Origin of the sequence: Streptomyces sp. NPDC057616, from assembly GCF_042800575.1 — a bacterium.
GTDB lineage: Bacteria > Actinomycetota > Actinomycetes > Streptomycetales > Streptomycetaceae > Streptomyces.
Genome location: NZ_JBHVGU010000001.1, coordinates 364,101 through 376,501 on the forward strand (window position 1 = coordinate 364,101; position 12,401 = coordinate 376,501).

A 12,401-nucleotide genomic window follows, 5' to 3' on the forward strand; every position below is an offset into this window, starting at 1 on the left:
GAACGGGTGGGCGAAAACTGTCCAACCCCACCCGAGCACAAGCTGTCCACATGCCCCGCCCATGAAGAGCTCAGTCCCCCCACAGCAAGTCCAAAAACTACCGCTGAGTTCCGCACCCTGAGACGAGTTGGAGCACCCATGCCCCAGCACGTGCCTTCCCCGCTGCGCACCGGTCACCTCTGGGCGTCGCAGCACCGTCCGGCGCACCCCCCACAACCGCGCCGAATCGTTTTCCTCGCCCACCGTGATCTGGACAATCCGGCCGCCGGCGGCTCCGAGCTGCTGGTCGACCGGCTGGCCGAGGGGCTCACCGCCCTCGGTCACCAGGTGACGCTGATCTGCGGCGGTCCCGCGGCATTCCGGGACTACCGGGTCGTGTCCGCCGGCGGGGAGTTCGGCCACTATCTGCGCGCGCGCTCCGCCTTCGCCCGTCAGGTCGGCGAGACCGATCTGCTGGTCGAGGTCTGCAACGGAATGCCGTATCTGGCACCTCTGTGGCACCGGGGCCCCACCCTGTGCCTGGTCAACCACGTCCACAGCGACCTGTGGAAGATGCGCTTCGGCGGGCCCCTGCTGCCCGCCGCCCGGCTCGGCCGAAGACTCGAGCAGTGGGCGCTGACCGGTGCCCAGCACCGGAGCCTGCTGGTCGCCGTCTCCCCCTCCACGGCGCACGCCCTGCGGGACATCGGCGTGGAACGGGACCGGATCCGTGTCGTCCACAACGGTGTGGAGGAGCCGGGACCGCGCGCCGACCGTTCCCCGGAGCCGCTGTTCGTGGCGGTCGGCAGACTCGTCGAGTACAAGCGGATCGATCTGCTGCTCAGACTCTGGGAGCGGGTGCGGCCCGTCACCGGCGGCCGGCTGGTGATCGTGGGCGACGGGCCCGAGCGGGCGAGCCTGGAGCAACTGGCCGGTCCCGGCGTGGAGTTCGCGGGCCATGTGTCCGAGGCGGAGAAGCACCGGCTGCTGTGCGCGGCGTGGCTGCTGCTGCACCCGTCCGCCGTGGAGGGGTGGGGTCTCGTCGTCACCGAGGCGGCCACCCGGGAGACCCCCACGATCGCCTTCGACGTGCCGGGGCTGCGGGACTCCGTCGTGGACGGGGAGACGGGTGTGCTCGCGCACGGGGAGTCCTCCTTCGCCGCCGCCTGGTGCACGCTCGCCCTGTCCGGACACCGGCGTGAGCTGATGGGCAAGGCCGCGCGGGACCGTGCGGCGCGGTATCGCTGGCATCGGACGGTGAGACAGTTCCGAGCCGTGGCCGCCGAGGCGGTGAGGGGCTGGGGGCCGTGACGCCCAAGCGCCGGGGTGCCGAGGCCGGTTCGCGACTGCCGGCCCGTCGCGGCTGGTCGCGCACTTCCCCGCGCCCCCGCCGGAGCGCTCCCGGGACCCGTGCATTCAAGGATCCCTCCTTTCGCCGGTCCCTCGCCCTCTTCCGGGCCTTCCGGCACGAACAGGACGATCCGCGGTCGTGCTACGAGCTGCTGGCCCGTGACGCCGCCGACCAGGTCGAGGCCTACGGCGGCGCCGTCCAGGGGCGGATCGTCGTCGACGTCGGCGGGGGCGGCGGCTACTTCACCGAGGAGTTCCGGCGGCGGGGTGCGCACGCGTACCTCTTCGAGCCCGACGTAGAGGAACTGGGCGAGAAGCCGGCCGACGGGACCGTGATCGCGGACGGCTATCTGCTGCCGCTGTCCGACGGGGTCGCCGACGTGACCTTCTCCTCGAACGTGCTGGAGCACGTGGCCGATCCGCAGACGTTCCTCAGCGAGCTCGCGCGGGTGACGCGGCCCGGCGGGCTGATCTACGTCTCCTTCACCAACTGGCTGTCCCCGTGGGGCGGTCACGAGTGGGCCCCCTGGCACTACTTCGGTGCCGAGCGGGCCCGCGCCCGCTATCTGCGGCGTACCGGAAGACCCGCCAAGCACACCCTCGGCGAGAACCTCTTCGCCGTGCACATCGGCGCCACCCTGCGGCAGGTCCGCGCCCGCGACGACGTCGCCATCGTCTCGGCGCGCTCCCGCTACTGGCCCCTGCTCGCGGAGACGGTCGTCAAGGCGCCCGGCATCCGCGAGGTGGCCACCTGGAACCTCCTCCTCATCCTCCGGCGGTGTCCCCCATGACGACCACGGTCCAGGCTCCTCCCCCGGCAGCCGTCCCCACCACCGCGGCCACCTCCGGCCCCCCGGAGGGCCCGAGGTCGCGGCGCTGGCTGCTGGGGTTCTGGGCCGTGGCGTTCGTGCTGTTCGTCGCGGTGCACCCGGGCCGGCAGACCTTCGACACCAAGCTCGGTGTCACGGTCGACCCGGGTGCCTTCTTCTCCGACCTGGGGCAGCTCTGGCACGACCAGGGCTCCTTCGGCGGGATCCAGGACCAGTACGCCGGCTACCTCTGGCCGATGCTGCCGTTCTACTGGCTGGCGCACGCGCTGCAGCTGCCGGTGTGGCTGGCGGAGCGGCTGTGGATGTCGCTGCTGGTGTCCGTCGCCTTCTGGGGTGCGCTGCGGCTGGCCGAGCGGCTCACCGTGGGCAGCCGCGGCTCCCGGCTGCTCGCCGCGGTGGCGTACGCGCTGTGGCCGGTGTTCACCATCGTCGTCGGGTCCACCTCGGCGGCCGTGCTGCCCGGCGCCTTCCTGCCCTGGGTGCTGCTGCCGCTGACCGACGAGCGGTACTCGGCGCGGGTCGCGGCCCTGCGCTCGGCGCTGGTCGTGCCGTTCATGGGCGGCGTCAACGGCGCCTCCACGCTGGCCTCGCTGCTGCCGGTCGGGCTCTACCTCCTGTCCCGCCCGCCCGGACCACGGCAGCGCAAGCTGATCGCCTGGTGGGTGCCCGGCGTGATCGTGGCGACGGCCTGGTGGTGGATACCGCTGCTGATGCTCGGCGTCTACGGCGAGAACTTCCTTCCGTACGTGGAGAGTTCGCAGACCACGACGTCCACGATGTCGGCGACGGAGGGGCTGCGCGGGGCCGGCAACTGGGTCGCGTATCTGCACTTCGGCGAGGCGTGGCTGCCGGCCGGCTGGACCGTCGCCTCCTCGGTCGTGGTGATCGTCTGCTCGGCGCTGGCGGCCGGCCTGGGCCTCGCCGGCCTCGCCAGACGCGACATGCCGGAGCGGCGGTGGCTGGTCCTGACCGTGATCTCCGTGGTGCTGGTGCTGTTCGCCGGATACGGCGGCGCGTTCGGCGCGCCCTTCCACGGCACCGTGCAGGACTGGCTGAACGGCTGGCTGGTGCCCTTCCGCAACATCTACAAGTTCCAGACCGGCCTCGCGCTGGCGCTGGTCCTGGGCCTCGCCCATCTGGTGGGCATGGCTACCGTGCCGCGCGGCGCCCGGCGGGTGCGCGGGCGCCGCTTCGCCCCGCTGATCGCCGCGGTCCTGATCCTGCCTGGCCTCATGTGGCCGTACCTCAACGGCTCGATCCTCGGCCCCGGCTCCTTCCAGGGACTGCCCACGTACTGGAAGACCACGGCCAGTTGGCTGCAGAAGTACTCGCCCGACTCCCGCGCGCTGGTGGTCCCGGCCACCGCGCACGGCCTCTACAGCTGGGGCGCCCCGATCGACGAGCCTCTCGACGTGCTCGCCAAGTCCCGCTGGGCGCAACGTGACTTCGTCCCCTTCGGCACCCCGGGCAACCGGCGCGCGATGGACGCCGTCGAGCAGGCCCTGGCCACCGGGAGCGATGTCCCGGGCCTGGCCGACTACTTGAGCCGGGCGGGCATCCACTACGTCGTCGTACGCAACGACCTCGACCCCACCCAGACCGACTCGGTGCCGACCTCGACCGTGAAGCGGACGCTGGAGCAGTCCGGCTACGAGCGGGTGACGGGCTTCGGCCCGATCATGACCGGCGGGGTCATCGCCCATGACGCGCCGCTCCAGGTGGAGGGGCTGTATCCGCGCCGGCGGGCGGTCGAGATCTACCAGCCCACCGGTACGGACGTGCCGCGGCCGGGCCAGGCGCACCTGCTGCCCGTGTCCGACACGGCCGTCGTCTCCGGCGGGCCCGAGTCGCTGCTGCCGCTCGCCTCCGAGCTGCGCGGCCGGCCGGCCGTGCTGACCGGCGACAACCACCCCGGCCTCGGCTCGCCGCCGCTGCAGATCACCGGCGACGGGCTGCGCCGCGCGGACACGCGGTTCGGGCTGGTCACCGCCAACACGTCGTACACCTATACGAGTTCGGAGCACAACGCGCCGGACGCCGTGCAGGACCCGGGAAAGAAGCCGCACCAGATCCTGCCCGCCACGGGCCTCGACCACCAGACGGTGGCCCAGCTGCGCGGCGCCCGCTCGGTGACGGCGTCCTCCAGCGGCAACTGGCTCTTCCACCTCCCCCAGTACGACCCGGTGAACGCCTTCGACGGCAACCCGAACACGGCGTGGGCGGAGGGCTCGCCGAAGTCGGCGGACGGGCAGTGGCTGCGCATCGGCTTCTCGGACCGCTACGACATGCCGTCCTCGTTCAAGGTCACCCCGCTGCCGCAGGAGAGCGTACGCTCGGCGGCGACCAAGGTGCGGGTGGAGACCGAGAAGGGGTCGGCGACCAGCTTCCTGCGCCCGAACGGCCAGACGCAGTCCATCAAGGCGCCCAAGGGCCCGACGAGTTGGATGAAGCTGACGATCACCGAGTCGGTGGCCCGCCATGCCGGTCTGACCGGTGCGGGCTTCTCGGAGATCGACCTGCCCCAGGTGCAGGTGACCCGGCTGCTGCGGCTGCCGACGGACGCCGCGTCCTCCGACGCGGCCGCCGAGCAGATCTCGCTGCACCGCGCCGCCGACCCCACCGGCATCTCCGCGACGGGCATGGAGGCGGGCCTGCACCGGCGCTTCTCCACGGCCACGGCGGGGACGTTCGAGATCAGGGCGAGCGCGGTGCCGGTACCCGGCGAGGAGCTCGACAAGCTGCTCTACGACGTCGCCCCCGACCAGCAGAACCGCATCGTGGCGACCGCCGACTCGACGGCGGCGCTCGGCGCGGGCGTGTCGTCGCGCAACCTCACCGACGGCGATCTGACGACGGCGTGGATCGCCGGCGACCGGCCCACGATCCATCTCGGCTGGAGCGGGAAACAGGCGATCGGCGAGGTCGTACTGGCCCCGGCGGGCGGGCTGTCCACCCGCCCGACCCAGGTGGACATCAGCTCCCCGGACGGCTCGACGATCGCCGGCGTCGACGAGAACGGCGTGGTCCGCTTCGACCCGATCACCACCGACCGCCTGGACATCACGATCACGCAGACCGCGCCGCTGACGCTGCACAACCCGGTCGCCGACGAGGACCTCCAGCTGCCGGTGGGCCTGACCGAGGCCTACATCCCGGCCCTGGACCAGTACCGCACCCCGCAGCCCAGTGACAGCCGGACCTTCTCGCTGCCGTGCGGGCGGGGGCCGGACGTCGCCGTGGACGGCGAGCTGTACCAGACGGCCGTGAAGGGGACCGTCCAGGACCTGCGCGAGCACCGGCAGGTGAGCGTGACGCTCTGCCAGGAGGGGCGCAACGACACCGGGTTGGAGCTGTCCGCGGGCAGCCACCGGCTGGAGGCCGGGGACGCCGGGCCGCTCGTCCTGACGGACGTCACGCTGACCCGCGGCACGGTCGCCGAGCCCGCCGCCGCGGCCCGGCAGCTGACGATCAGGGACTGGCTGGGCGACCGGCGCGAGGTGACCGTCGGCTCCGGCGCGGCGACGTACCTGACGACGTACGAGAACTACAACGACGGCTGGAAGGCCACGCTGGGCGGCAAGGAGCTGACCCCGGTCCGCCTCGACGGCTGGCAGCAGGGCTGGCGCGTCCCGGCCGGGGCGGGCGGCACCGTCAAGCTGTCGTACGAGCCCGCGACGACGTACGAGGCCGGGCTGATCGGCGGCGCGGTCGGTCTCGCGGTGCTGGTGGGCCTGGTCGTGTGGCGCCGGCGCGCGCCGAACCCCGACCCGCGGCAGCCGGTGCCGCCGCTGCCGGGGCTGTGGCTCGGCACGGTGGTGCTGACCCTGGTCGGCATCGTGATCGCCGGGTGGCTCGCGCTGCTGGTGCCCGCGCTCGCGCTGCTCGCGTACCGGCGGCACGCCCTGCTCGTGCCGATCGCGTTCGCCGCCCTCGCGGGGGCCGGGATCGCGGCGGCGACGGGCGCCGGCGAACCGGCGGGCGCGGGCCGGGGCGCGTTCGGGCACGCCGCTCAACTGCTCGCCCTGATCGGCCTGTTCGCGGGCGCGGCGAGCGTACGGGAGCCGGGCGAGGGCCCGGGCTCCACGGCGGTACTGCCCGTCGTACCCGGACCGGCCCCGGCCTCCGGCTCCGAGGCCCCGACCAGCCCCCTCCCCCACCGCGTCCGGGGCGAGAACGGGCCCGTACCGCAGAGCGAACCCCTGCCGGGGAGCGGCCCGCCACCCGAGGGCGGACGGCCACCCGCGCCCCACGGTCAAGGGGGACCCGCCGGCGGACCGGCACCCCACGGTGGAGGGGCACCCGGGGGTGGTGCCACACCCGGAGGCGCTCGGCCACCCGGAAGCGGCCCGGCGCCCGAAGGCGGGCCCGCACCTGAGGACCGCCCGACGCCCGGAACCGGCACAGGCTCCACAACCGGCACCGGCACCGGCACCGGAACCCGCACCGGCCCGGACAGCGGAACCGGCACAGGCGCCCGCCCAGGCACCGGCACTCCGCCCCCACCTCCCCGCCCCGACGCCGGCCCGATCGTCTCGGCCCGTGGGCGTGGGGAGCCCGAGCCCGATCCCGATCCGCCGACCACGCGGTTGCCGAGGAAGGGTGGCCCGTCATGACCGCACTCGACCATCCCGCCCGCGCGGACGGTCCGGCGCGTCCGCCCGGCCGTATCCCCTTCCCGGTCGTCGACGAGGTCGCCCGGCACTGCCTCCAGGAGGAGGAGCCGGAGACCGTGCACATCGAGGTGCACCTGCCGGGGCACCTCGACCGCGAGCGGCTGCGCGCCGCGTTCGGCGAGGCGCTGCGCCGCCACCCGCGCATCCTGATGCGCGAGGCCGCCGGCCACTGGTACCGGCGCCGCTACGAGTGGGAACTGACCGCCGACCCGGACGTGGAGGTGGTGAGCTTCCCCGCCGCGGACCGCTGCGCCCTCCGGGACGCGCGGACCCGGGCGCTGACCACGGCTCCCCCGCTGTCCCTGTCCCCGCCGATACGCCTGGAGGTGGTGGAGGGGGCGGGCCCGGCGGAGGGCAGCGAGGCCACGGACGGCGTGGGCATGCCGCCGCACCGGCCCGACGAGCCGCCGCCGGCCCAGCCCCGGGGCACCGTCCTGTTCCTCACCATCAACCACACCGCCCTCGACGGCCCCGCCTGCCTCCGCGTGCTCGCGACCGCCGCCGAGATCTACGGCGGCCGCGACAACTCCCCCGCCGCACCGCCCGTACGGACGCCGGACGCCCCGCAGGACCCCGGCGACACCCCCTCCAACTGGTCCCCGCCGGCCCGCGTCGCCTCCGGCACGCCCGAGCCCTCCCCCGGCAACGGCATGCTCGTCACCGAACTGCCTCTGCCGCACCGCCCCAAGGGCTCCCCGTACACGGTGAACGACCAGCTCATGGTCGCCACCGCCCGCACCGTCGCGCACTGGAACCGCGAGCACGGCGCCCGCCCGCGCCCGCTGCGCATCACCATGCCCGTGGACGACCGCCCCCGGGACGCCACGATGCCCATCGGCAACGGCACCCGGCTGGTGGAAGTCCCCTTCTCCCCCGAGGAGTTGACGGTCGACGGCCCCGACGGCATGTCCGCCCTGCTGCGCCGCACGGCCGTCCGCACCCGCGCCCTGAAGTCCCTCCCCCGCCCCCAACTCGGCCACGGCGCCGCCCTCCTGACCGCCCCGGTCACCCCGGTGGCCTGGCGCGCAGCCCTCACCCGGGGCCTGCGCAGAGCCGCCGCGCCCTGGACGTCGACGACCCTGCTCAGCAACATCGGCCGGGTCCCGTACCCGCTGGACTTCGGCGAGGAGGCGGGCCGCGCGCACGCGGTCTGGTTCTCGGCGCCCGCGCGCATGCCCCGCGGCCTCACCGTCACCACCGCCTCCACCGCGGGCCGCCTCCACCTCGCCCTGCGCTGGTCCCGCGCCCTGCTCAGCCACGGCGACGGGGCCCATCTGCGGGACCTGTTCGAGCACCACCTGCACTCCACGGAGGTGACCCCGTGACCACCGCCCCGGTGCACCACCCGGACCTGCGCGACTTCTACGAGGACCCCGCCGTCCCGGTCGCCTCCGGCTCCTCCCGCAGCCTGCGCCAGGCCCGCATGCTGGCCGCCGCCCTCGGCCCGGCCACCGGCACCCCGTGCACCGTGCTCGACATCGGCTGCGGCGACGGCACCGCGGCCGCCACCGCGGCCCCGCTGCTGCGCGGCCACCGCATCGTCGGCGTCGACTGGTCCCAGGACGCCCTCAACCGCGCCCGCACCCACCTGGCGTACGCCGTCCGCGGTGAACTCACCGGCGGCGGGCTGCCGTTCCGGTCCGGCTGCGCCGACGCCGTGCTGTTCAGCGAGGTCGTCGAGCACCTGGTCGACCCCGACGCGGCGCTGGACGAGATCCGGCGGGTGCTGCGCCCGGGCGGCCATCTGATGCTCTCCACCCCGAACCTGGCCGCCTGGTACAACCGCGGCCTGCTGCTGGCCGGGGTGCAGCCCGTCTTCTCCGAGGTCAGCCTGCGCGCGATCCACGGCCGGCCGGGCCGGGAGGTGGTGGGGCACCTGCGGCTCTACACCGCCCGCGCGCTGCGGGAGTTCGTCGCCGCGACCGGCTTCGAGGTCGTCGCGCTGAAGGGCGCGCCCTTCCACGGCGTGCCCCGCCCCCTGCGCGCCCTCGACCGGCTGGCCTGCTCCAGACCACCCCTCGCCTCGATCCTTCTCCTGCACGCGCGGAAGACCTAGAGGGGGCACCATGTGGTGGGGAGTGGCCGCGGCCCTGATGGCGAACACCCTGTACAGCCTCGGTTTCGTCCTGGAGAAACGGGCGCTCACCTCCCTCCCCGAGGTGACGATCCGTCAGCCTGCCCGGCTGCTGCGGCTGGTGCTCGGCAGTCCGCTGTGGATCGGCGGCTCGCTGGCGCTGGCCGCCGGCTTCGGCGCGCAGCTCGTCGTCTACCGCACCCTGCCGATCGCCGCCGCCCAGGGCATCTTCGTCTCCGGCCTGGTCCTGCTGGTACTGCTCTCGGCCCGGCTGCTGGGCGAGGAGACCACCGGCCGGGAGCGCTACGCCCTCGGCGCGATCCTCGGCGCGCTGCTCATGGTCGTGCTGTCGCTGAAGGAGGGCGGACCGGGCGCCGACACGGTCAGCCGCAGCGCGCCGTATCCGCTGATCCTGCTGGTGTGCGTGCCGTCGCTGGCCTGCGGGGTGTGGCTGTACGGCTCCGCGGAGCGCCGTACCCGCAAACGGCACCGCGCGCCGACCACCGGCGTGGAGTACGGGGTGGCCGTCGGTCTGCTGTACGGGGTCAGCTCGCTCGCCATCAAGGGCGTGTCGAGCTATCTGTCGTACCTGACGTCCGGCGGGGTGGGGCACGCCGTGGCGGGCGTGCTGCGCTCGCCGTACCCCTATCTCCTGCTGTTCACCGGCGCGTTCGGCCTGGTGATGTCGCAGGCCGCGCTGCAGCGCTGCCGGGCCTCGCTGATCGTGCCGGTGTGCACGACCGTGACCTGCCTGTTCACGGCGGTGCTCGGCACGCTCTCGTTCGGTGAGGCGCTCCCGCACGACCCGCTGCGGCTGTCGCTGCGCCTGGCGGGCACCCTGCTGGCCGTCTCCGTCCTGCTGACCATGCCGAAACACGACCAGCAGGAACCTCAACCCCCCATCCCCACCAAGGAGTTGACCCCTCCATGAAGCCCGACGACCCGCTGCTGCGCATCCTGGCGTGCCCGCTCGACAAGGGCCCGCTGCATCTGCTCGTGCCGGACGGGCCGGCGGGCGACGAGGCCCTCTACAACCCGCGCCTGCACCGCCGTTACCCGATCGTCGACGGCATCCCGCAGCTGCTGCCGTCGTCCGGGGAGCAGGTGTCGGACGAGGAGCACGAGGCCCTGCTGGAGCGGATGGCCCGGTGATGACCCGCACCCTCGCCGCCCGCCTGGCGCCGCTGCTGCCCACCCGCCTGGTGGCCGCCGCCGCACGGGCGGTCTACCCGCGCTTCGAGCCGGAGCTGGCCCGGCTCGGCGACCTGTGCCCGGCCGGCTGCGGCACGGCCGTGGACGTCGGCGGCTGGTACGGCCCATGGACCCGGCGGCTGGCCGGCCGGGCCCGCCAGGTGGTGACCGTGGAACCGGTCCCGCACCTGGCCGGACTGCTGTCCGCCACCGCCCCGGACAACGTCCGCGTCGTCCAGGCCGCCGCCTCCGACCGCCCCGGCGCCGCCCGCCTCTGGCTGCCGCCGGACGACGCCGGCGACCGGGGCGTGTCCTCCCTGGTCCGCCGCGACATCCACGCCCACGCCCTGCACGTCTCCTGCATCACCCTCGACGAACTCCGCCTGCGCGACGTCGACTTCATCAAGATCGACGTGGACGGCAGCGAGCTCGCGGTGCTGCGCGGGGCGACCGGCCTGCTGGCCCGCGACCGCCCGGCCCTCTTCGTGGAGCTGGAGTCCCGCATCCAGCCGATCGCCCCCGTCGTCACCTATCTCTCCCTGCTGCGCTACGACGGCTGGGTGCTGCCCGGCTCGGCCTGGGTGCCGCTGGCGAAGTTCCCGCTGGAGGAGCACCAGGCCGCCGCCTCGCACGTCGTCTCCCAGGGCCTGCTGGGCCGCGTCCTGCCCTTCCGCAGCCATCCGCGCTACGTCAACTCCGTCCTCTTCCTCCCGGACGGCCGCCGCCCCGGTGCCGGTCCCATGGGCGACCATGGGTCCCATGCCGTCCGCCAAGCGCCCCGCTAGCCCCTTCACCCCGCTCGACTTCCAGCTGGTCCTGCTGCGCCGCATGGCCGATCACAACCCGGACCTGGTGGAGGACGCCCGGCACGAACTGGGCGTCTCCATCGCCGACATGAGAGAGGCCAACAAGCGCTGGCAGGCGATGCTGCACTCCTCTCGCGGGCGGGCGGCCGTCTCCCGGTACCGCTCGGTCCTCGGCGCCCCCGAGTCGGTGCTCACCCGCCGGATCGGCGACCTGGACTGCGAGGCCCTGCTGTGGCCCGTCCCCCTCTGGCCCGGCCTGCGCTTCGAGGTCCTCCTCGCACCGAACGGCTCCGTCTGGAACGAGTGGCTGATCCGCGCCCCCGGCACCCCCGCCCCGGAGCTGCGGACGCTGGAGCACCTCACCCCCTGGTCCTGCACGGTCGACGAGGCGGCCCGCGCCTTCGCCCCCGCCCGCCCCCTGGAGGGCACGGCCCCCACGCGCTGGGGCCTGGCCTTCACCGCGCCGGACGCACAGGGGGTGCCGCGGAAGGTGGCGGCCGAGTTCACCTGGGGACTGCTGCAGCGGACGGCGACCGGCGACTGACCCCGTACCGCTACGCCGCGGCCGCCAGGATCGCGTCCCTGACCGCGGCCACCGAGCCGGGGTGCAGACCGAGGAACAGGTTCGGCTCGACGAGCTCCAGCTCCATCAGCACCGGCCGCCCGTCCTCCCCGTCCGCGATGTCCACGCGCGCGTACAGCAGCTCGGCGGCATCCGGTACGGCGGCCAGCGCGCGCTCGGCGACCGCGAGCTCCGCCGGCGTCGGGCTCCACGGGACCAGGTCCGGGTGCGCCACCTTGTCGGCGTCGTAGGCCGTGCCCGGCGCCAGCACGGCGCCCTTGCGGGAGGCGTGCAGGAAGCGGCCGCCGAAGAACTGCAGCGCCCGCTCCCCGCCGGCGTCGATGCCGGACAGGTACGGCTGCACCATCGCGGTCAGCCCCTCCTCGTGCATGCGCGCGAGGTGCCGCAGGGCCGCGTCGCGGCGGTCCGGCGTGTACCGCGCGGCGTACCGCGCGCCCGCGCCCGTGGCCGGCTTGACGACGTACTCGTGGCCGGCGGGCAGGACGGGCGCGTCGCCGGGCGCGAGGTAGCGGGTGGGCACGACGGGCACGCCCGCTTCGGCGAGATCCCCGAGGTAGCGCTTGTCGGTGTTCCAGCGCACCACCTCGGCCGGATTGGCGAGCCGGGTGACCGCGGCCACCTTCTGCGCCCACGCCACGAACTCGCCCGCGCGCCGGCTGTAGTCCCAGGTCGACCGGACGACGACGAGGTCGAACCCGCCCCAGTCGGTGCCGGGGTCGTCCCACGGCACGCCGACGGCGTCGGCCCCGGCCGCCCGCAGCTCCCGCACGAGCACCGGAAGGTCGCGGTCCTTGCTGGGCCGCGGCCCGGGGTCGTAGGTGGCGAGCGCGACACGGGGCACGGCGGTCTCCAGACTCGTACGTCATCCCGTACGTCCTCGGGCGGCTGATCGCTCCGCAGGCTAACCGTCCCGCC

General features: G+C 74.3%; 10 protein-coding genes. 9 read left to right on the plus strand and 1 reads right to left on the minus strand.

Annotated elements, in window-relative coordinates:
• Positions 1-138 precede the first annotated feature (138 nt).
• The 9 genes from ACFU97_RS01700 to ACFU97_RS01740 are packed head-to-tail and all read left to right on the plus strand — an operon-like array spanning position 139 to position 11,447.
• Positions 139-1,290: a glycosyltransferase family 4 protein gene (locus ACFU97_RS01700; protein WP_384249410.1), complete on the plus strand. Its 1,152-nt coding sequence runs from the start codon at positions 139-141 to the stop codon at positions 1,288-1,290.
• Between the two features lie 35 nt (positions 1,291-1,325).
• Complete coding sequence (locus tag ACFU97_RS01705; RefSeq protein ID WP_384249501.1) at positions 1,326-2,120, plus strand: class I SAM-dependent methyltransferase; 795 nt, start codon at positions 1,326-1,328, stop codon at positions 2,118-2,120.
• On the plus strand, positions 2,117-6,772 hold the full coding sequence (locus ACFU97_RS01710; RefSeq protein WP_384249413.1) for an alpha-(1->3)-arabinofuranosyltransferase family protein: 4,656 nt from the start codon (positions 2,117-2,119) through the stop codon (positions 6,770-6,772). Before ACFU97_RS01705 ends, ACFU97_RS01710 begins: the two co-directional genes overlap by 4 nt.
• Positions 6,769-8,157, plus strand: a complete 1,389-nt coding sequence (locus ACFU97_RS01715; RefSeq protein ID WP_384249415.1) for a condensation protein — start codon at positions 6,769-6,771, stop codon at positions 8,155-8,157. The genes ACFU97_RS01710 and ACFU97_RS01715 overlap by 4 nt, the downstream gene beginning before the upstream one ends.
• The gene (locus ACFU97_RS01720) at positions 8,154-8,888 is read left to right on the plus strand and encodes a class I SAM-dependent methyltransferase (protein WP_384249417.1); all 735 of its coding nucleotides are present in this window, start codon (positions 8,154-8,156) and stop codon (positions 8,886-8,888) included. Before ACFU97_RS01715 ends, ACFU97_RS01720 begins: the two co-directional genes overlap by 4 nt.
• Positions 8,889-8,910: 22 nt before the next feature.
• Positions 8,911-9,837 carry a hypothetical protein gene (locus tag ACFU97_RS01725; RefSeq protein WP_384249503.1) on the plus strand — a complete coding sequence of 309 codons (927 nt, stop codon included), beginning with the start codon at positions 8,911-8,913 and terminating at the stop codon, positions 9,835-9,837.
• On the plus strand, positions 9,834-10,058 hold the full coding sequence (locus tag ACFU97_RS01730; RefSeq protein WP_384249420.1) for a Trm112 family protein: 225 nt from the start codon (positions 9,834-9,836) through the stop codon (positions 10,056-10,058). The genes ACFU97_RS01725 and ACFU97_RS01730 overlap by 4 nt, the downstream gene beginning before the upstream one ends.
• Positions 10,058-10,882 (plus strand): FkbM family methyltransferase, encoded by an 825-nt coding sequence (locus ACFU97_RS01735; protein WP_384249422.1) that lies wholly within the window; start codon positions 10,058-10,060, stop codon positions 10,880-10,882. The genes ACFU97_RS01730 and ACFU97_RS01735 overlap by 1 nt, the downstream gene beginning before the upstream one ends.
• Entirely contained in the window at positions 10,848-11,447 is a 600-nt protein-coding gene (locus ACFU97_RS01740) for a hypothetical protein (protein WP_384249424.1), read from the plus strand. The genes ACFU97_RS01735 and ACFU97_RS01740 overlap by 35 nt, the downstream gene beginning before the upstream one ends.
• Before the next feature lie 10 nt (positions 11,448-11,457).
• On the opposite strand, the gene ACFU97_RS01745 is transcribed toward ACFU97_RS01740, so the two are convergent.
• Positions 11,458-12,327 carry a RimK family alpha-L-glutamate ligase gene (locus ACFU97_RS01745; protein ID WP_384249427.1) on the minus strand — a complete coding sequence of 290 codons (870 nt, stop codon included), beginning with the start codon at positions 12,325-12,327 and terminating at the stop codon, positions 11,458-11,460.
• Positions 12,328-12,401: the final 74 nt, after the last annotated feature.

What these genes read in the sequence shown, in the direction of transcription:
- ACFU97_RS01715 (WP_384249415.1), top strand. Translation starts at nt 6,769, where the DNA reads ATGACCGCACTCGACCATCCCGCCCGCGCGGACGGTCCGGCGCGTCCG.
- ACFU97_RS01710 (WP_384249413.1), top strand. Translation starts at nt 2,117, where the DNA reads ATGACGACCACGGTCCAGGCTCCTCCCCCGGCAGCCGTCCCCACCACC.
- ACFU97_RS01730 (WP_384249420.1), top strand. Translation starts at nt 9,834, where the DNA reads ATGAAGCCCGACGACCCGCTGCTGCGCATCCTGGCGTGCCCGCTCGAC.
- ACFU97_RS01735 (WP_384249422.1), top strand. Translation starts at nt 10,058, where the DNA reads ATGACCCGCACCCTCGCCGCCCGCCTGGCGCCGCTGCTGCCCACCCGC.
- ACFU97_RS01700 (WP_384249410.1), top strand. Translation starts at nt 139, where the DNA reads ATGCCCCAGCACGTGCCTTCCCCGCTGCGCACCGGTCACCTCTGGGCG.
- ACFU97_RS01740 (WP_384249424.1), top strand. Translation starts at nt 10,848, where the DNA reads ATGGGTCCCATGCCGTCCGCCAAGCGCCCCGCTAGCCCCTTCACCCCG.